The sequence below is a fragment of the Bradyrhizobium ingae genome, from assembly GCF_055791185.1.
The window spans coordinates 118,155-138,122 of record NZ_JBVUBB010000005.1; the positions used below are offsets into that span (position 1 = coordinate 118,155).

Annotated in this window: 17 protein-coding genes and 1 pseudogene; 8 read left to right on the forward strand and 10 right to left on the reverse strand. The window is 64.6% G+C overall.

The features are described 5' to 3' along the window. Positions 1-60: 60 nt before the first annotated feature. On the forward strand, positions 61-1,020 hold the full coding sequence (locus tag ACV1FX_RS09675; RefSeq protein WP_473117321.1) for a lysylphosphatidylglycerol synthase transmembrane domain-containing protein: 960 nt from the start codon (positions 61-63) through the stop codon (positions 1,018-1,020). A 35-nt stretch (positions 1,021-1,055) separates the two neighbouring features. Next, positions 1,056-2,051, forward strand: a complete 996-nt coding sequence (locus ACV1FX_RS09680) for an MraY family glycosyltransferase (protein WP_473117576.1) — start codon at positions 1,056-1,058, stop codon at positions 2,049-2,051. A 17-nt stretch (positions 2,052-2,068) separates the two neighbouring features. On the opposite strand, the gene ACV1FX_RS09685 is transcribed toward ACV1FX_RS09680, so the two are convergent. The 6 genes from ACV1FX_RS09685 to rfaD form a co-directional block, all read right to left on the reverse strand. Beyond that, positions 2,069-3,016, reverse strand: a complete 948-nt coding sequence (locus tag ACV1FX_RS09685) for an NAD-dependent epimerase/dehydratase family protein (protein WP_473117322.1) — start codon at positions 3,014-3,016, stop codon at positions 2,069-2,071. Beyond that, positions 3,013-4,233: a glycosyltransferase family 4 protein gene (locus tag ACV1FX_RS09690; protein ID WP_473117323.1), complete on the reverse strand. Its 1,221-nt coding sequence runs from the start codon at positions 4,231-4,233 to the stop codon at positions 3,013-3,015. Before ACV1FX_RS09690 ends, ACV1FX_RS09685 begins: the two co-directional genes overlap by 4 nt. Positions 4,234-4,235: 2 nt before the next feature. After that, entirely contained in the window at positions 4,236-6,146 is a 1,911-nt protein-coding gene (locus ACV1FX_RS09695; RefSeq protein WP_473117324.1) for an SDR family NAD(P)-dependent oxidoreductase, read from the reverse strand. 98 nt (positions 6,147-6,244) lie between these two features. After that, positions 6,245-7,531, reverse strand: a complete 1,287-nt coding sequence (locus ACV1FX_RS09700) for an O-antigen ligase family protein (RefSeq protein WP_473117325.1) — start codon at positions 7,529-7,531, stop codon at positions 6,245-6,247. Then, a complete protein-coding gene (gene rfaE1, locus ACV1FX_RS09705) occupies positions 7,528-9,012 on the reverse strand; it encodes a D-glycero-beta-D-manno-heptose-7-phosphate kinase (protein WP_473117326.1) in 1,485 nt (494 codons plus the stop codon). The genes ACV1FX_RS09700 and rfaE1 overlap by 4 nt, the downstream gene beginning before the upstream one ends. A gap of 13 nt (positions 9,013-9,025) precedes the next feature. Next, positions 9,026-10,006 (reverse strand): ADP-glyceromanno-heptose 6-epimerase, encoded by a 981-nt coding sequence (gene rfaD, locus ACV1FX_RS09710; RefSeq protein WP_473117327.1) that lies wholly within the window; start codon positions 10,004-10,006, stop codon positions 9,026-9,028. Between the two features lie 174 nt (positions 10,007-10,180). Here rfaD and waaF point away from each other — a divergent pair, with 174 nt between their 5' ends. Continuing rightward, a complete protein-coding gene (gene waaF, locus ACV1FX_RS09715) occupies positions 10,181-11,245 on the forward strand; it encodes a lipopolysaccharide heptosyltransferase II (protein WP_473117328.1) in 1,065 nt (354 codons plus the stop codon). Here the strand turns inward: waaF and ACV1FX_RS09720 are convergent. After that, entirely contained in the window at positions 11,242-11,562 is a 321-nt protein-coding gene (locus ACV1FX_RS09720; RefSeq protein ID WP_473117329.1) for a hypothetical protein, read from the reverse strand. The two genes, waaF and ACV1FX_RS09720, sit on opposite strands and share 4 nt — an antisense overlap. Before the next feature lie 256 nt (positions 11,563-11,818). Then, the gene (locus ACV1FX_RS09725) at positions 11,819-12,856 is read right to left on the reverse strand and encodes a glycosyltransferase family 4 protein (protein WP_473117330.1); all 1,038 of its coding nucleotides are present in this window, start codon (positions 12,854-12,856) and stop codon (positions 11,819-11,821) included. Positions 12,857-12,983: 127 nt separating this feature from the next. Between ACV1FX_RS09725 and galE the strand changes: the two genes are divergently transcribed. From galE to ACV1FX_RS09750, 5 genes and pseudogenes are all read left to right on the forward strand, one after another. Then, positions 12,984-13,997, forward strand: a complete 1,014-nt coding sequence (gene galE, locus ACV1FX_RS09730; RefSeq protein WP_473117331.1) for a UDP-glucose 4-epimerase GalE — start codon at positions 12,984-12,986, stop codon at positions 13,995-13,997. Between the two features lie 117 nt (positions 13,998-14,114). Next, on the forward strand, positions 14,115-15,923 hold the full coding sequence (locus ACV1FX_RS09735; RefSeq protein ID WP_473117332.1) for an ABC transporter ATP-binding protein: 1,809 nt from the start codon (positions 14,115-14,117) through the stop codon (positions 15,921-15,923). A gap of 124 nt (positions 15,924-16,047) precedes the next feature. Then, the gene (locus ACV1FX_RS09740; RefSeq protein WP_473117333.1) at positions 16,048-16,749 is read left to right on the forward strand and encodes a fumarylacetoacetate hydrolase family protein; all 702 of its coding nucleotides are present in this window, start codon (positions 16,048-16,050) and stop codon (positions 16,747-16,749) included. Between the two features lie 132 nt (positions 16,750-16,881). Next, positions 16,882-17,695: pseudogene (locus ACV1FX_RS09745) on the forward strand (amino acid kinase family protein). A gap of 13 nt (positions 17,696-17,708) precedes the next feature. Then, complete coding sequence (locus ACV1FX_RS09750) at positions 17,709-18,536, forward strand: amino acid kinase family protein (RefSeq protein ID WP_473117334.1); 828 nt, start codon at positions 17,709-17,711, stop codon at positions 18,534-18,536. 9 nt (positions 18,537-18,545) lie between these two features. Here the strand turns inward: ACV1FX_RS09750 and ACV1FX_RS09755 are convergent, their stop codons facing one another. Next, the gene (locus tag ACV1FX_RS09755; RefSeq protein WP_473117335.1) at positions 18,546-19,004 is read right to left on the reverse strand and encodes a YybH family protein; all 459 of its coding nucleotides are present in this window, start codon (positions 19,002-19,004) and stop codon (positions 18,546-18,548) included. Between the two features lie 32 nt (positions 19,005-19,036). After that, positions 19,037-19,966: an aspartyl/asparaginyl beta-hydroxylase domain-containing protein gene (locus ACV1FX_RS09760; protein ID WP_473117336.1), complete on the reverse strand. Its 930-nt coding sequence runs from the start codon at positions 19,964-19,966 to the stop codon at positions 19,037-19,039. Positions 19,967-19,968: the final 2 nt, after the last annotated feature.

The window sequence follows — 19,968 nt, forward strand, 5'->3', positions numbered from 1 at the left end:
TCGGCGCGGGGCGTCGGGTTACGCCAACTCTGAAGAAACCCCTGTTCAAACGCGGGCGAGATGCGCCGAATCCTGCTTTCTGCGGCCAAGATCATCGTTTCCGGTGCGCTGCTCTACCTGGCACTGCGCAAGGTGAACCCGTCCGATCTGCTCTCGCGTTTTACCGTGAGCAGCCTGTACTGGATCGCGCTCGCGATTGCGGTGACGTTCCTGCAGATCTTCGTCGGGGTGCTGCGCTGGCGCGAGATCAGCGCGGAGTGCGGCGCGCCGCTCGAGCTCGAGCGCGCCATGCGCTACAACGTGATCGGAACTTTCTTCAACCAGACCCTGCCCTCGGCGATCGGCGGCGATGCCGTCCGGCTCTGGCTCGTCGCGCGCGCTGGCGCCGGCTGGCGTGCTGCGACCTATTCGATCTTCGTCGATCGCGCGATCGGCCTGATCGCGCTCGCGATCGTCATCGTCGCCAGCCTGCCCTGGAGCTACCGTCTCATCAACGATGCGCAGGGACGCTCGGCGCTGTTGCTGCTGGATTTTGCGGCGCTCGGGGCCGGCCTCGGCTTCCTGCTGCTCGGTGCCCTGAACTGGCCATGGCTGAAGCGCTGGTGGGCCACCCACCACATTCATGCCTGCGCGGTGATCGCCAATCGCGTCATCTTCAACCGTTCGCGCGGTCTGATCGTCACGATCCTGTCGCTGCTCGTTCACGTGCTCACCGTCGTGATCGCCTGGTGCGTGGTGCAATCGATCGCGGCGCCCGTCAGTTTCGGCGAGACCTTCCTGCTCATTCCGCCGGTGATGTTGATCACGATGATGCCGGTTTCCATCGCCGGCTGGGGCGTGCGCGAAGCGAGCATGGGCCTCGCCTTCGGTTTTGCGGGCCTTGCCGCAAATGAGGGCGTCAACGTCTCGCTGTTGTATGGTGCCGTGACCTTCATCGTCGGCGCATTCGGCGGCTTGGTCTGGATTTTCAGCGCGGAGAAGGCTCAGCAGGGATCGGCCCCGATAGGGGTGCCTGAGTGAGCACGTTGGTTTCCGGACCCGACACGGCAGTGGGAATGTTTCTGGTCGCCCTCCTGCCTGCCGCGCTGGCCGCGCTGCTCTCGGCCTGCATCACCTGGCGGAGCATGCCCCTGCTCCAACGTTACGCGCTGGCCCGGCCAAATGCGCGCTCCTCGCATCGGACCCCCACGCCGCAAGGTGCCGGCATCGCAATTGTTGCTGCAACCCTGCTGGTCGCCTCGCTTTGGACCGCCTGGTTGCATACCTCCATTCCGCTGGTTCTGATCGTGGCCACGGTGGTGATTGCGCTGGTCGGCTTTGCCGATGACATCCGGCCCCTTCCCGTGCTGCTGCGGCTCGTGCTCCAGGCCGCTTCCGTCGGAGCCGTTGTGTTCACGACCTCGGATTCGCTCCGGATCATCCCGGCGCTGCCGCTGGCATTCGAGCGCAGCCTCGTCCTGCTCGCAGGCGTGTGGTTCGTCAATCTCGTCAATTTCATGGACGGTCTGGATCTGATGACGGTGGCGGAGGTGGTCCCCATCACCGCCGCGCTGGTCCTGCTCGGATGGCTCGGCGACCTGCCATTGCCGGCCGCGCTGGTCGCGGCGGCGCTGTGCGGCGCCATGGTCGGGTTTGCACCGTTCAATCGCCCCGTCGCAAAGGTGTTTCTGGGCGATGTCGGCAGTCTGCCGATCGGGCTTCTGCTTGGCTGGTGCCTGCTCGCACTTGCCTGGCATCACCAGATCGCCGCGGCGCTGCTTCTGCCGGCCTACTATCTTGCCGATTCCACCGTGACGCTGTTCCGGCGCATCGCGCGGCGCGAGCCGTTCTGGTCGGCGCACCGGTCGCACTTCTATCAGCGCGCCACCGACAACGGCTTCACGGTGTCCCGCGTGGTCGGCGAGGTATTCGCGCTCAATCTCCTGCTTGCGCTGCTCGCGATTCTCACGATCAGGGCCAATTCGACGACTGTCACGACGCTGGCGCTGCTTGCGGGCAGCATCGCGGTCGGCTTCGTGCTGCGCAGATTTTCTCAGATGCGGGTGGGCTGACACCAGGTCGTCGGTTATCAGGCGTCCTGGCCGGACAATGCCCGTCGCAGCCCCTCGTCTAACGACACCTCCGGCCGCCAGCCGATCGCGATCGCCTTCGACACATTCAGCTCGAGCGAGCCGATCAGGCTGTCATGGGTGTCCTGGCGGCCGAGGATCCCGAGCACCGAGCCCAATAGATCCTGCGGGACCGCAAATAGCCGTGGCCGCTTACCCGCGGCCTTGGCCAATCTTTCGATGAATTCGGGCGTCGAGACCTGCTCCCTGTCGGCGATCAGGAATATCTCGAAATTGCTCGCGGGATCGGGGTGAGCGAGCCGGCGCAGGATGAACGACGAGAGATTTTGAACGGCAAGGAAGGCGCGCTGATTGTGGATCGCGGCGAACGGAAGCGGCAATCCGAGATTGACCGCTCGGCTCAGCAGCGCAAAATTTCCCTTGGCTCCGGCCCCATAGACCAGCGGCGGCCTGATCACCGAAATCTTCATGTCGCTGTCGCGCGCCAGCGTCTTGAGACCGGCCTCGGCGGCCGCCTTGGACATGCCGTACAGCCCGCGCGGCGTCAGGATATCGTCCTCGCTGAACGGCGCGCGACCCTCATTGCTACGGCCATGCACGAGAACGGTGCTGATGAAAATGAACTGGCGCACGCCTGCCGCAGCCGCCGATCGCGCCAGGTGCAGGGTGCCGGCGATGTTGACATTGCGATAGAGCTGGACCGCGTGCTCCTCGTGCTTGTGGTGAACGCGGGCTGCAAGATGGACGACTGCATCGACACCGTCGAGCGCAGCCTGCCAGCTGGTTTCGGGACTGATCGACTCGATGACGACCTCGTCGTCCAGCCCCCTGGGGCTTCGCACCGCGCGGCGGACCGACCATCCCTGCTCGACCAGTGCGGGCGCGACGTGGCGGCCGACAAAGCCGCTGGCGCCCGTCACCAGCACAACCGGCTTTCGCTCGCTCATCGTTGCCCCGCCAGCTCCGGATTGCGCAACAATTCATCGATCACGCCAGCATAGGCATCCATGGCCGTGGCGCGATCGAATTTTGCGGCGGCCTTCACCGCCCGGTCCGCCATGGCCGCGGCGTCGGCGCTGGCCGCCGCCCGGATCGCATCCGCCAGCTCATCGGCTCGGCCCGGCGCCACCACCCAGCCCAGCCCGTTTTCGACCACCGTCAACGCCGCCTCTGCCTCGGGCTCCGAAACCAGCACCACCGGACGACCGACGGCCAGGAGATTATAGAACCGGCTCGGCACCGACACACCCGCAACGTTCTTCCGATAGGGAATGATCCACACGTCGGCGGCGGCGAGGAACGCCTCGAGCTCGGAATCCTCGACACGTGGCACGAAGGAGACGTTCGGCAAGGTCGATTCCGCCTGCAACTGCTTCAGCCGCTCGAAGCCAATGCCCCAACCGGAGAGCAGGAAGTGGATGTTCGTCTCCTGCCGCAACAGGCGCGCGGCCTCGAATACGATCTCCGGATCGTGGGTGAAACCGAGATTGCCCGACAGTCCGACGATGAAGCGCGCCGACACCGTGCGGCGGAAAGGGTTATCCGCGCTGACCGGACGCAGCGCAGAAGCAAGCGTCGCCCAGTTCGGGATGAAGCGGATCTTGTTTGCGGTCATGCCGCGGTAGCGCAGCAGCGGTCCCTCGGCGTCACGGCCGATGGTGATGACGGCATTGAGCGCGCGGAACATGAGCGCATTGGCGGCTCGGATCATGCGGGTGACGATCGAGCGGGGCTTGAGCAGGCCCGCCATCACCAGCACGTCGGGAAACAGATCGTGCATGATCAGCGCCGAGCGCGCGCCCTTCAGCCTTGCGGCCGCCGCGACCGCATAGGGCAGCATGAATGGCGCGGTCACGGTGAGCACCACGTCGCCGCGCTTCAACACTTTGGAGAGTGCGAAGAAGGTGCGCAGCGCAAACAGGATCTCGGCGAGAGCCCGCCGGACCAGCGCCGCCTTTCCGGTCATCCGGTTCTTGACCGCAATGACGCGCGGCTTGTCCGGTCCGATCTGCGAGACCGGCAGCGCGCCGGGCGTGCCGGACAGCACGACGACCTCGTGGCCCACGGCAAGACGACACGCGATCTCCGCCATGATCGCCGCCGTGGTGCTGGGATCCGGCGGATAATGCTGGCTCGCGACGACGATCTTGCCTCGAGACTGCATGGTCAGGCCGCGGTCGACCCGAATTCCGGAACGGCGTCCTTCAGGATGGTCCTGATGGTGGCGCGATCATCGCGCGCGATCGCCTGCTCCAACGCGGAGATCCATTTGCGCAGGGTCTGCATCGGCGGCTCGTTGGGCCGCGCCGCCATGATGCCGGCAATGCCGATCTCGACCGTCGGCTCCTCGGACGCGAACAGGATCTCGTTCAGGCGCTCGCCGGGCCGCATGCCGCTGAACACGATCTCGATGTCGTAGCCGGGCTGCAGGCCGGACAGGCGTATCATGCGCTCGGCGAGATCGACGATCTTCACCGGCTGGCCCATATTGAGCACGTAGACCGAGACGTTGGAACGCTCGGCCCCGAGCGCGTGGGTCGCAGCCGTGATCACGAGGTCGCAGGCCTCGCGGATGGTCATGAAGTAGCGGACCATGTCGGGATGAGTGACCGTGACGGGGCCGCCCGCATCGATCTGAGCCTTGAATTTCGGCACCACCGAGCCGTTCGAGGCGAGCACGTTGCCGAAGCGGACCGAGATCAGCCGCATCGGCGACTTGTCAGCGCCCTGCGAGCCCAGATCGTGATCCAGCGCCTGGCAATACATTTCGGCAAAGCGCTTGGTCAGGCCGAGCATCGAGACCGGCTCGATCGCCTTGTCGGTCGAGATCATCACCATGGCCTCGGCGCCGGCGGCGAGGGCTGCATCCGCCACGTTGATCGAGCCGAAGATGTTGGTCTTGACGCCTTCGCTCCAGTCGCGCTCCAGGATCGGCACGTGCTTGAGCGCAGCGGCGTGGAACACGATGTCCGGCTTGAACTCGGCCATCAGGCGCATGATGCGTTCGCGATCGCGGATATCAGCGATCCGGCCTTCGATCGTCGCCACAGACCCCTGCGCCGCAAGCGCTTCGGTGACCGCATAGAGCGCCGGCTCGGAATTCTCGAGCACCAGGAGGCGCGCGGCGCCGAAGGCGACGACGCGCTCACAGATTTCGGAACCGATCGAGCCGCCGCCACCGGTGACGATGACGGACTTGTCCCTGATGAGAGCTTCCAGCCGCGCGTAGTCGATCTTCTCGCTCGGCCGCAGCAGGAGGTCCTCGACCGCGACCGACGTGAGCCGGGGCGTATCGCCGCTTTCGAGCGACGGTAGCCGGCTGACGATCAGGCCAAGACGGCGCGCCCGCATCAGCACGGATTCGGGATGAGCCTCCGGCTCGAAGGCGGACGGCGTCATCACCACCCGCGCGATCGACTTGTTGCGCTTGGCGAAGTCGCCGATCACGTCCTCGATGTCGTCGATGCCGCCAAGCACCGGCACGTTGCGGATGAGCTGTCCGAGATCGGCGCGCGACGGCGACAGCACGCCGACCGGCCAGACCCGCGTGATCGCCCCGCTCTCGATGCCGCGCAACAGCACCTCGGCATCCGCTGCGCGCCCGATCAGCAGCGTCGGCGATGCATCCTCGATCCGGGCATGCCGCCGCACGCGGGTATAGCGGAAATACCGATAGGCGAGCCGCAGCGCGCTGAGGAAGGAGATCTCCAGGAACCAGTAGAGGATGATGGTCACCTTGCCGAGGAAGAAGGTGCCGTGGACGTTGGGCGCGAGGAAGATGTAGTCGAGCACGAGCAGTGCGACGGTGAGCACGGTCGCGACGCGGATGATGTTCAGCGCATCGGGCAGCGAGATGAAGCGCCATTTCGTCGTGGTCAGGTTGAAGATAAAGAACACGACCACGCTGAAGGCGAGGAACCAGGGCAGGATCTTCAGAAGCAGCGGCAGGCGGACAAAGAACAGCTCACCGCCCTCGAAGCGGAGGTAGAACGCGACAAACAGCGCCGCCGCAGTCGCAAGCAGGTCGTGGAGCGCGATCAGGAAATTGCGCGAGTTAAGATGCGAAAGACGCGTCATCCGCCGACCGATGATATCCAGTTGTCTACAACCTGTCCGCGCTGATAGCCCATCTCGACAAGACTTGCCAGCACAAGACTTGCCAGCCGCGCGACAACTCAGGAACCAGCTTCCCCCACCTTCGGCTCGGCTCGTTGCGCGCGGATCACCATGCCGCCGGCAACACCGACGCCGATGACGTACATCCACCCTTCGTGGAAGTCGAACAGATGGGAGTTGAACAGCGAGGTGAAGATGTTCTGCACCACGACCAGGAGGCCGACCCAGTTGGCAAGTCCGTCGCCGCGAAACATGAGGAGGTGCAGGAACCAGATCGCGTAGAGAATGACGATGCCGATGACGCCCCATTGCACGGCGACATTCAGCGTCTGGTTATGCGGGTTGCCGATCACTTCGGCGGAAGCCTGGTAGTGCCCACTCGGTGTCGCGACCTGCTCGAACAATCCGCGCGTCGAGCCGGTGCCATGCCCCATGATCGGCGCCTCCGCGAAGAAGCCGAGGGATTTTCGCCAGAATTCGAGTCGCAGCCCGAGCGAGGTCGGCTCACCCTTCTCCTTGTAGCGATAATAATCGCTGGCAAAGGTGTCGGCGGTCTTGTGCAGTTGCGGCGAGGCCTGCCAGGCGAGCGCAGCACCGGCAAGCAGAGCGGCGGAGATGATCGCGATGCTGCGCCATTTGAGGTGCAGAAACGCGAACACCGCGAGCATGATCGGCACGGTGACGAGCGCGGTGCGCGAGACCACGACGAAGGCCATGTTGACGAAGAAGCTCAGCGCAAGCGCCGTGAGCACCGCGGCGAGCCCGTATCGCTTCTCACGCAGCAGCATCACGACCGGATAGGCGAGCGCGACTGCGCACAGCGTGAACTCCTGGCTCTGGTCGATGTAGTTCTTGACGAAGATGCCTCGCTCGAGATTGCCGGGCTTCAGCGAGAGGTGCGGGTAGAAGGCAACCAGCCAGGACATCACCGACAGTAGAGCGCAGGAGACCAGGAAGGCGACGAATACCCAACGTCCGCGCGAAGATCGCTCGAAGTGATAGAGCAGGACCGGGAGCACGAGCAGCTTGACGGTCGGATTCATGGCGTAGAGCCGGGCGCCCCATGCCGCATCCGACCACAGCATTCCGACCAGCGCGAGCAGGAACAGCGCGATCGGCGCCGCACAGATCGGCCGCTTCAAGGATGTCAGGAAATCCCGGACGTCGAGAAACGGCACCATGCAGACGAGCATGAGGGCATTGAAGATCGCGGCCAGCGACGTCGACCACGGCAGCGAGGCTGCGGTCAGGACCGCGAACAGGTCCACGGACTCGACCCAGGCGGCCGGGCTGCGCAAGCGGCGGAGCATCATCGCGCCGGTGGTTTCCCGCGTCAGTGCCGTCACGTCGTCCCTCCCCGCGCGCGGTTGACGAGTGCGGTCGTGCTGAATCCCCTGAGGATGTCGACCAGGACCACCGTTCCGCCCGCGGCTTCGACGACGTCATGGCCGACCACCTGCTCGCGCGTGTAGTCGCCGCCCTTCACGAGCACGTTCGGCTTGATGTCGGTGATCAGGTTGATCGGCGTATCCTCCTCGAAGATGACGACGAGGTCGACGGCTTCGAGCGCGGCCAGCACCTCGGCCCGCGCGCGCTCGTTCTGCACCGGCCGGTCTTCGCCCTTAAGCCGCCGCACCGAGGCGTCGCTGTTCAGACCGACGACGAGGCGATCACAGGCGGCGCGCGCCGCGGTCAGCACCTTGACGTGGCCGGGATGCAGGATGTCGAAGCAGCCATTGGTGAAACCGACGCGCAGCCCCTGCTTGCGCCAGTCCGCAAGCTGTGCGGCAAGTGCGCCAGGGACGAGCACGATCTTTTCCTCGGCGGCGAGATAGGCATGCGGCAGGATCTTTCGCCGCAGCTCGGCCGTGCTCACGCTCGCGGTGCCCTGCTTGCCGACCGCGACCGCAGCGGCGGCGCTGGCCATGCGCAGCGAGGTATCCCAATCGGCGCCTGTAGCAAGCGTCGCGGCGAGCGCCGCAGCGACGGTGTCACCGGCGCCCGAGACGTCGCGCACCTTCACCGGATGGGCCGGCACATGCACGGCCTCGCCCTCGCGCGGCACCAGCGTCATGCCGTGCTCGCTTCGCGTCACCAGGATCGCCTCGCAATCGGCAAGTCGCATCACGTCCTGCGCCGCCTCGGCGATGCTCTCGACCGTGTCGGCGCGGCTGCGGGTCGCCTCGGCAAACTCCTTGCGGTTGGGCGTGAGCAGGCTGGCGCCGCGATAGATCGCCCAGTTGAGGCTCTTGGGATCGACGATCACGCGCTTGCCGAGCTTGCGCGCGGCGTCGATCACGTTGCGGATCACGCGCGCGGTCAGCACGCCCTTGGCATAGTCGGAGAGCAGCACGATGTCGGCGCGCGAGATCTGCGGCAGGATCGCCTCGATCAGCTTCAGCTCGATCTCGGAGGAGGCAGGTGCCGCCTGCTCCCAGTCGGCGCGCAGCATGTGGGTGGAAAAATGCTCGGAGACGAAACGCATCTTGCGCGTCGTGGGACGTGACGGATCGCACACCAGCACGCTTTCGATTCCGGCGATCTCGGCCAGCGCATCATTCAGCCGCCTCCCCGCGTCATCATCGCCGACCAGCGCAACGAAGATGCAGCGCGCACCGAGGGATGCGATGTTGCGTGCGACGTTGCCGGCGCCGCCGATATGGGTCTCGCTGCGCTGCGCGGCGATGACGGGCGCCGGCGCCTCCGGCGAAATCCGCGAGACCTCGCCATAGACGAATTCGTCGAGCATGAGGTCGCCGATGCAGAGCACGGTGCGGCCAGCGACGGCCTCTGCGAGCGTATCGAAATCGAAGACGGGCGTTTGCATGCTCCTCAACGCCTCAGCGGAAACGGTCGGGTCGGTCGAGGTAGCCTCTGACATAGGCCCTCACCGCATCTTCGAGCGTCGTGAAGCCGCCGTTATAGCCGGCGCGACACAGGCGATCGACCTCACTCTGGGTGAAATACTGGTAGCTGCCGCGGATCGCCTCGGGCATGTCGACATAATCGATGTTGGGCTTGGTGCCGAGCGCAGCGTAGGCCGCGAGGATCAGATCCTTAAAGCTGCGCGCCTTGCCGGTTCCGACGTTGAACAGCCCGGAGACCGAGGGCGTTGCCAATAGCCACATGACGACCCGCACGACATCGTCGACATAGATGAAATCGCGGCGCTGGTCGCCGTCGGCAATGCCTTCGCGATGCGACTTGAACAGTTGCACGACGCGCCCGGCCTTGATGTCGTCGAAGCGCTTCGCCAGCACGCTCATCATCGTGCCCTTGTGGTACTCGTTCGGGCCGAACACGTTGAAGAACTTCAGCCCGGCCCATTGCGGCGGCAGCTTGTCGCCGCGTGCGACGCGCTCGGCAACAGCGAGATCGAACAGATGCTTGCTCCAGCCGTAGAGATTCATCGGCCGTAACGTTTTCAGCGCCGGCAGCGAAGCGTCGTCGCCAAAGCCTGCCTCACCGTCGCCATAAGTCGCGGCTGACGAGGCATAGATGAACGGCACGGCATTCGCCGTGCACCAGTCCAGAAGGCGCATCGAGAGGCGGAAATTGGTCTCGATGACGAGATCGCCGTCGGTCGCGGTGGTCTCGGAAATCGCGCCGAGATGGATCACGGCATCGAGCTTGCGCCCCTTCAGCCAGTCAATCAGCTCGGCCGGCGGCACGATGTCGACGAGCTGTCGCTTGGCAAGATTGCGCCATTTGCCCTCGTGGCCGAGCAGGTCGCAGACCACCACGTCGCTACGGCCGGCATCGTTGAGCGCCGCCACGACATTCGACCCGATAAAACCGGCCCCGCCGGTCACCAGCAACATTCCACCGTCCCTGCCCGATTTGCCAGATTCAGCGCGACTGCGCCGGACCCTGCCCTAGCGCATGATCCACCAAAGTGTAAGCGGTTTTGGGATCGGAACTGTCCCGCCTTGTCCTGCCTGTGCAGAGCGGCTACCGAACGGTCCCTATCGACATCCCCAGGGCCCATTAGAAAAATGAACCTTGATTCACAATTTAGCGGATTTGAGGATCCGGCCGACACGCGCCCGATCCTGATCATCCCCTATATGTGGATCGGTGATTTCGTGCGCGGTCACACCGTGGTGCGTGTCCTGAACGAGCGCTGGCCGAATCGGCCGGTCGACCTCCTGACCACCCCACTCTGCGCTCCCCTGGTCGACTACATGCCGGGCGTCCGCCAGGGGATCGTCTGGGACCTGCCGCGCAGCCGCCTTGCTGTCGGCCGCCAGCTCGGCTTGGCGAAGCTGCTGCGCGAACGGAACTATGGCACGGCCCTGGTGCTGCCCCGTACCTGGAAGGCGGCCATCGCGCCGGCGCTGGCCGCCATTCCCGAGCGGGTCGGCTTCGTCGGCGAGTTCCGCTTCGGCCTGATTAATCGCTGGCGTTGGGGAGAGAAACGACTACCCCGCTTCATCGACAAGAACGCTGCGCTCGCCCAGCCCGACGGTGCGCCGCTGCCGCCGGAATGGCCGGTGCCGCAGTTGCGGGTCCCGGCCGAAGAAGTTGCGCGCTGGCGCCAGGCGAACGGTTTGACCGGGGTCACCGCGGTCGCGTTGGGCCCGGGATCGGTCGGTGTCTCCAAGCGCTGGACCTACTATCCGGAAGCGGCCCGCCAATTCGTGGAAAAGGGCCTCGAGGTCTGGGTGGTTGGCGGCCCCGGTGAGAAGGCCATGGCCCAGGAGATCGTCGCAGCCGGCGGGCCGAAGGTGCGCGACCTGACCGGGACGGATTTGCGCAACGGCGTGCTGGCGATGGCGGCAGCCGGCGTTGCCATCTCCAACGATTCCGGACTGATGCATATCGCAGCCGCGCTGGGCACGCCGACCATGGGCATCTTCGGCCCGACCAGCCCCTACCTCTGGGGGCCGCTCAACGGCCTTGCCGCCACCGTTGTGCAGGACAAGTCGATCCTCTCCTGCCAGCCCTGTCAGAGCACGATCTGCCGGATGAACGACCATCGCTGCATGCGCGACATCGCCGCCTCCGAGGTCGTCGCGATCGCAGAGCGCGTGCTCGGCGAAAGCGGCGCGCTGATTTAGCGCATCAGTGAGTGCACCCGCGCCTTCTCACAGGACGCCAGTGTCAGCTTGCGCCCGACCGGCCAAGCAAGCGACTTCTCCACCGGCCGTCGACGGGGAATGACGAAGCTGTTGACGAGAATGGGATCGGTATCTCCAAGAGCTGTTCGCTCCTCAACGAGCAGGCTCATGACCGAACGCATCTTCATGACCTCCTGCGCCACGAAGGCGCAGCTCTCATCCCGGTTGATCTGGTCTCGCATGATGGCCTCAGCCTCGAGCATGCTCACGCGTAGCGCCCTGATAAGTCGTCGGATTTCGTTGATACGGTTGTCCATGGCCATCTCCACTCGGGGATGGCACGATAAGAACAAAACATGAACAATGTGTCAAGAACATCGAAAGACGACGAAGCCCGCTGCCGGTAGTAACGCGGCACCGACATGATCATTTCCGCGATGATGCATGCTTACGGGTGACCTGCCGGACGCGCCATGCGTTTTCGTAAAATCAGCACGCCGACCCAAGCCGTCACCGGCTACTTTGCATGGGGCTGTTTTCGACATTTTTGTTCGGGCCCCCGAAAGCGCCGGTTCAGAGCAGCGGACGATAGACCTCCCCGATCCGCGCCGCTTCGGCATCGAGGCTGAACCGTTCGAGCACCCGCCCCCGACCGCGCTGTCCCATCGCCTCTGCGGATGCAACGTCGCGCATCAAGGGCTCAAGCGCGGCGACCAGGGCGTCCGGATCACCCGGCGGCATCAAGACGCCAGTGACGCCGTCCTCGACGACGAGTTCGGCTGCGCCGGCGCGTGAGGCCACCAGCGCAGCTCCGACGGCCATCGCCTCGATCAGCGTCAGGCCAAAGCCCTCGTTGCGCGAGGTGAAGGCGTAGATCGTCAGCCGCTGATACCAGCGCTGCACCTGTTCGGTCGGCAATTCACCGGTGATGACGATGCGCGATTGCAGGCCGGCGGCTTCGATCCGCTTCTTCAGATCATTTGCGAACGGCATTTGCTCCGGCGTGATCGCGCCGACGATGACGGCGGTGAAGTCCGGATAGCGCGGCAACAGGCGGCACATCGCGTCCACGAAGACGTCGCTGCCCTTCTGCGCGCGCACGCGGCCGAAGCAGCCGATGGCGTAGCGGCCCGGCAGCACGGCTTCCGCAAACGCCGCGGCGCGATTTAAAGGAGGCGCATAAACGTCGGTATCGACGCCATGCGGAATCACGGTCGCCTTCACTTTCAGAAACGATGCCGAGATGTCTGACGTTGCGATGATCGCATCCATCCGGCGGATCAGCCAGCGCGTGATCCAGGTATGATGGCGCTGTGCAGCCGATGTGAACACGAGCTTCAAGGGCCAGCCGAGCGCGCGCAACAGCACGCCCGCGATCATCTCGTTGTTGCGCCGCGCGTGCCAGATCAGCGGCGCGCGCCGGCGCCATAATTGCAGGAAACCGGCAATGTCGAGCCGCGCGATCCCCTCCGGCGCGTCCGAGCCGAACCAGGCGGCGCGAAACAGCTTTGCAAGGCGCGGCGCAACCATCCGGTTGGTCGCGGTCACACCGGAATAGCGCCTGTGCAGATTTGGCACGATCAGCTCAAGATCGCCCGGGAAATTGGCCACGTCACGCTCCGTTTCGTGAGGCTCCTATACGCAACATTAAGCATAGTGACCAGTTCAGCCGCGCCGATACCCCCTCTTCACCACGCAAACGTTAGCATCACCGGATGATCGCAAGACGGGTGAGATCATGACTGTGCTTGTCACCGGCGGCGCCGGCTATATCGGAAGTCACACCGTTCTGGCGCTGGCGGAAGCCGGCGAGGACGTCGTCGTGATCGACGATCTTTCCACGGGCTTTTCCGCTTACTTGCCGGAAGGCGTACCGCTGTTCATTGGGGACGCCGGCGACGAAAACCTGCTCGAAGGCGTGATCGCCCAGCACAACATCGAGAGCATCATCCACTTCGCAGGTTCGGTCGTGGTGCCGGAGTCGATGCGCGATCCGCTCGGCTACTACCGCAACAACTTCATGACCGCGCGCAACCTGCTCAATGTCGCGGTCAAGCGCGGCATCAACCGCTTCATCTTCTCGTCGACCGCCGCCGTCTACGGCAATCCCGACCAGGTGCCCGTGCCCGAGCACGCACCGACCCGGCCGCTCTCGCCTTACGGCTCCTCGAAGCTGATGACCGAGATCATGCTGCACGACGTCGCTTCGGCCTACGGCATGCAATATGTGACCTTGCGCTACTTCAACGTGGCGGGCGCCGATCCGCAGGCGCGCATCGGGCTTGCCACCGTCGGCGCCACGCATCTGCTCAAGATCGCGGTCGAGGCCGCGACCGGCCAGCGCGCCAAGATCGACGTGTTCGGCACCGACTATCCGACCCCGGACGGCTCCTGCATCCGCGACTTCATCCACGTCACCGATCTGTCGCAGGCGCATCGCTCGGCACTGGCTTACCTGCGCCGCGGCGGAGCCTCCACGACGCTGAACTGCGGCTATGGCCGCGGTTACTCAGTGCTCGAGACCATCGATGCCGTACGTCGCGTGTCGGGGCGCAGCTTCGCGGTCCAGTACGCGCCGCGCCGGCCCGGCGACATCATGACCATGGTCGCCGACACCGGCCGTATCCGCAGCGTGCTGGACTGGAAGCCGCAATACGAGAACCTCGAGACGATTGCGGCCCACGCGCTGGCCTGGGAGGAACATCTGTTCCACGAGCGCCACGGCGACCTCCGCCAGGCGGTCTCGGCCTAGAATCGTTAGGTTTGCAAGTCCTTAATTGGGCTTGAAAAACCCGGTCTGAGCGGGCACAGAGGCCATTCGATCCCTGACGCGCGGGCAAGTTTGCACCCGGCCGTCAATGGACTACGGATGGCCCAGTTTCCAAAGAAAATCACCGACGATCCCTATGCGGCAGCGATCCTGATTCGCCGCCTCGTCACGGAACAAGGGATCACCTATTGGCGGCGCTATCTGGTCGCCTTCGCGCTGATGGCGGTGGCCGCGGGCGCGACGGCGGCTGCGACTTACGTTCTCGGCCAGGTCATCAACCAGGCCTATGTCGACAAGAACGTTCCCGGCATCGCGATGCTGTCCGGCGTGACGGTGGTCCTCCTGTTCATCAAGGGCGTTTCGACCTACGGCCACATGGTGATCCTGACCAAGATCAGCAACGCCATCCTCGCCACCAACCAGCGGCAACTCTTCGCCAAGCTGATGCGCGAAAGCATCGGCTTCTTCTCCGAACGGCACTCCTCGGAGTTCCTGGCGCGCCTGACGGCCGGCGCCAAATCCATCACCGACGTCCTCAACATGCTGGTCAATGCCATCGGGCGCGACCTGCTGATGCTGCTGGCCATGATCGGCGTGATGGTGTGGCAGGATCCGCTGATGTCGTTCATCGGCCTCGTCGCGGTGCCGCCGGCGATGCTGGTGCTGCGCAAGCTGGTCAAGCGCATCAAGGGCCTCGCCTATAACCAGTTCACCGGCACCGCCGACATCCTGGAGACCATGCAGGAATCGCTGCAAGGCATCCGCACGGTCAAGGCGTTCACGCTGGAAGATGCGATGCAAAGCCGCATCGACGAGAACATCGCCGTCGTCGAGCGCAACGCCAACAAGATGGCGCGCGTCGCGAACCGCTCCAATCCACTGATGGAGATGCTCGGCGGCTTCGCGGTCGCGGGCTGCCTGCTTTATGGCGGCTACAGCGTGGTCGCACTCGGCGCCACTCCGGGGCAGTTCTTCTCGTTCATGACCGCCTTCCTGATGGCGACCGAGCCGGCCAAGCGGCTGGCGCGGCTCAACATCGACCTCAACAGCCAGCTCGTCGGCGCGCGCATGCTGCTCGAAGTCGTCGACAGTCCGGCGAGCGAGCAATCCGATGACGACAAGCCGGCGCTGAAACTGTCGGATGCGCGGATCGAGCTCAACGACGTCAGCTTCTCCTATCGCGCGGGCGAGACCGTGCTCAACCGCATGAGCTTCACCGCCGAGCCCGGCAAGGTCACCGCGCTGGTCGGCCCCTCTGGCGGCGGCAAGTCGACCGTGCTGTCGCTGCTGCTGCGTTTCTATGAGGTGACACAGGGCGATATTCTGATCGACGGCCAGTCGATCCGGTCGGTGTCGCGCAAATCGCTACGTGCGCAGACCGCCTATGTCGGCCAGGACGTGTATCTGTTCCGCGACACCATCCGCAACAACATCGCCTTCGGCAGGCCCGGTGCCACCGAGGACGAGATCATCGATGCCGCCAAGGCGGCCTGCGCCCACGACTTCATCATGAGCTTCCCGCTCGGCTACGATACGCCGGTTGGAGAGCACGGCACGCAGCTTTCCGGCGGCCAGCGACAGCGCATCGCGGTGGCGCGCGCGCTGCTCAAGAACGCCCCGATCATCCTCCTGGACGAAGCCACCGCCGCGCTCGATTCCGAATCCGAGAAGCAGGTGCAGGAGGCGATCGAGCATCTCTGCCGGAACCGCACCACCATCGTCATCGCGCACCGCCTGCACACCATCATGCATGCGGACGCCATCCTGGTGGTCGAGGGCGGGGAGATCGTCGAGCGCGGACGGCATGACGAGCTGCTGCGCCGCTCCGGCCGTTACGCCTCGTTCTTCCGCCTCCAGCACCACGACATCAGCGCCTCGGCGCTGGCGCCGATCAGTGCAACCGCCTGAACCACGATGAGGGATCATCGTGCTTCAGGTTATTGTCTGAGCATGTTCTTTTCGAAAAACCGCTTCACACTTTTTCGGATCATGCTCTAAGTTCGTTTCACCCCAAGAGCAGCGAGATCGCTTCATGAACGCCGCCTCCTACGTCATCCCGCTTCCGCCTCAGGCTTCGCTTCCCGTCGTCGGCGAGACCGGCCGTTATCCGGTGCGCCGCATCTGGTGCGTCGGCCGCAACTATCTCGAGCACATCCGCGAGATGGGCAATGACGAGCGCGCCCCCCCTTTCTTCTTCGCGAAGCACGCCGACATGCTGGTACCCGATGGCGCCACCATCCCCTATCCGCCGCTGACCAAGGACCTGCATCACGAGGTCGAGCTGATCGTCGCGATGAAGAGCGGCGGCCTCAACATTCCCGCTGAGAAGGCGCTCGACCATGTCTACGGCTATGCCGTCGGCATCGACCTCACCCGCCGCGACCTCCAGATCGCCTCACGCAAGAAGGAGCGTCCCTGGGAGATCGGCAAGTCGTTCGACGGCTCCGCACCCTGCTCCGCGGTGCAGCCGGCCTCCAAGATCGGGCACCCGTCGAAGGGCAAGATCTGGCTTACCGTGAACGGCAAGGAAGCGCAGAAGGGCGACCTCACCGAGCTGATCTGGAACGTGCCCGAGATCATCTGGCAGCTCTCTCAGCAGGTGAAGCTCGCCGCCGGCGACATCATCCTGACGGGTACGCCCGCCGGCGTGTCGCAGCTCCAGCCGGGCGACAAGCTCGAATGCGGCGTCGACGGCGTCGCCACGCTGAAGGTGTCGATCGGCCAGCCGGAGTAACAAACTCCACGCTACACATGCAAAAATCAGAGCCCCGGAGTTCGTTCCGGGGCTTTTCCATATTAGGCTGATCCCCGGTGCCCCGCCGGCGGGCCCGCGTCGAGAATGCACTGAAACGAGAGGATGTCTCGGATGTCGAACACGACCACGGAGCTTGAGGCGCTCCTCATGCAGCGCTCGCTCACAGATCCGCAGCTTCAGGCCGCGGCGGAAGCGGCTCCGGACTTCCGGATTCTGCCGGACGCCACGGTGATCAAGATCGGCGGACAGAGCGTCATCGATCGCGGCCGCGCCGCGGTTTAATCCGCTGGTCGAGGAGATCGTCGCCGCACGCAAGGTCCATAAGCTCCTGATCGGGACCGGCGCAGGCACCCGCGCGCGGCATCTCTATTCGATCGCCGCGGGGCTTCGCCTGCCGGCCGGTTTGCTCTCGCAGCTAGGCGCCTCCGTTGCCGATCAGAACGCCGCAATGCTCGGGCAACTTCTCGCCAAGCACGGCATCTCCGCGGTCAGCAGTGCCGGGCTCTCCTCCGTACCGCTGTTCCTCGCCGAGGTGAACGCCGTCATCTTCAGCGGCATGCCGCCCTATAGCCTGTGGATGCGCCCCGCGGCCGAAGGCGTGATCCCGCCCTACCGCACCGACGCTGGATGCTTTCTCGTGGCCGAGCAATTCGGCTGCAAGGCGATGGTCTATGTGAAGGACGAGAACGGCCTCTACACCGCGAATCCGAAGACATCGAAGAACGCCACCTTCATCCCGAAGATCTCGGTGGCCGAGATGAAGGCCAAGGGGTTGCAGGACTCGATCCTCGAATTTCCGGTGCTCGACCTCCTCACCTCGGCGCGCCACGTCCACCAGGTGCAGATCATCAATGGCCTCGTTCCCGGCAATCTGACCCGCGCACTCGCGGGCGAGCATGTCGGCACCATCATCACCGCGAGCTGAAGAGAATAGCGCCATGACTGTCACCAACCAGATCAAGCACGTCGCCTCGCCGCTCGCACGCCAGACCCTGCTCGACGGCGATCTCACCCGCCCCGTCGCAGGCAGCCGCCCGATCAAGCTGTTGCCCTGGGTGCAGGTGATCAAGATCGGCGGCCGCCTCATTGATCGCGGCCACGAGACGATCCTTCCGCTCGTCGACGAGTTGCGCTCGCTGCTACCTGAGCATCGCCTGCTCATCCTGACCGGCGCCGGCATCCGCGCGCGCCACCTCTATAGCGTCGGCCTAGACCTCGGCCTCCCCGTCGGCTCGCTCGCACCGCTCGCCGCAAGCGAGGCCGGCCAGAACGGTCACATCCTTGCGAGCCTGCTCGTACCCGAGGGCGTGTCCTACATCGAGCACCCCACCATCGCGAGCCAGCTCGCCATTCACCTCTCGGCAGCCCGCGCGGTCGTGGGCAGCGCGTTTCCCCCGTATCACCACCACGAATTCCCGACCTCGCGCATCCCGCTGCATCGCGCCGACACCGGCGCCTTCCTGCTCGCGGACGCGCTGGGCGCTGCCGGCCTTACGATCGTGGAGGACGTCGATGGCGTCTACACTGCGGACCCCAATGGCGCCGACGGGAAGCAGGCGGAGCTGCTGAAAGAGACCAGCTTTGCCGACCTTGGCAAGCTCAAGGGCACACTGCCGTTCGATCCCGCGCTGATCGAGGTCATGGCGAACGCGCGGCACATCGCGCACGTGCAGGTCGTGAACGGTCTCGTTCCCGGCCGGCTCACTGCCGCGCTGCGCGGCCAGCACGTCGGGACGATCATTCAGACCGGTGCTCGCCCGGCCTGAGGATTCGATCTACCAGGCCTTCACCGGTCGGCTGGCATGGCTCACCTGCGGGACACCGCGGTTGAGCGACATGTGGGAATGCACACACAGCCAGCCATCGGCATTCCGCGAGAACACCATGGTGGCCCGTCCCGGCCGCGCAAACGGGCTACCATCGGAGTGATAGCCCGTGCTCGTCCACGGCGCGATCACCGTCACCATCTTGCCATCGGAAGACGCTAGGACCGACGTCTGCTCAAGGACAAAGCGAAAGTCGGTCGTCTTGGGCCAGACATTGTCCCATTGCGTCGCGACCCATTGATCGAGACCGGGGATGACGTCGTTGTGCGTGCCGAAGGCAAGCACATCCGGATGGAAGAGCGGCCTCGCCGCGGCGTAGTCGACTTCGCGGACATAACCCGCGAAGGTGTCGAGCCATTGGCGAAAGAATTGCTCCGTCTCGGCGTCGGCGGTCGGCAACGGGGCCATTGCCTATCCCCCATTCAGCGCGGACGCCGCGATCACCGCAGCGCTGAGATCACGATGAGGCCGAGGATGAGCGCGGTCAGCGAATATTTCAGCGTGTAGTAGACGTTGCGGTTCCACTCCTTGACCTTGCGGCTTTGGAGATGGATCTCATAGAGCTTGCCGAATACCTTGTTGAGCACGCCGATGTTCTCGCCGTCGACGTTCTGGGTCGCCGACGCCTTGACGATGTGATGGCTGACCCAGCGATTCATCGCGGTCATGAAGCCGTACTTCATCGGGCGCTCGACGTCGCAGAACAGGATGATGCGGTTGACGTCGGTCGCGTTCTCAGCGCTGTGAATGAAGGTCTCATCGAACATGAAGGCTTCGCCGTCGCGCCAGACGCATTCGACCCCGTCGACGAGAATTCGGCACTTGTTCGAATTCGGCGTGACCAGTCCGAGGTGATAGCGCAGCGATCCGGCGAAGGGATCGCGGTGCGCGCCCAGCTTGCCGCCGGGCGGCAGCATCGCGAACATCGCGCCGTGCACGGATGGAATCGAATTGAGCAGCTCGACCGTCTTCGGGCACAGCGTGCGCGCCGAGGGCAGGAAGTCGTCGTACCATTTCAGGTAAAAGCGCTTCCAGCCGCTCTTGAAGAACGAATAGAAACCCCAGTCGTTGTTCTTGGCCGCGGCGCGGATGAAGCCTTCATCGAACAGGCGCACGGCCTCATCGCGAATCGTCTCCCAATTCTCGCTGAGCGGCTTCAGCTCGGGAAACTGATCGACCGAGATCACCGGCTTGTTCGGCACGGCCGAGCCCGCATACATCAGCACGTTGTAGGGTGCGAGATAGGTCGAATGATCGCCAAGCTGGCGGGCAAAGCGCAGCCGCTGCTTGCCGCGGAAGTGTACGTAAATCGTTGATGCCGCAAGCACATAGAGAACAACAAGCTGCGGCGCAAAAAGCTGTTTCAACATTT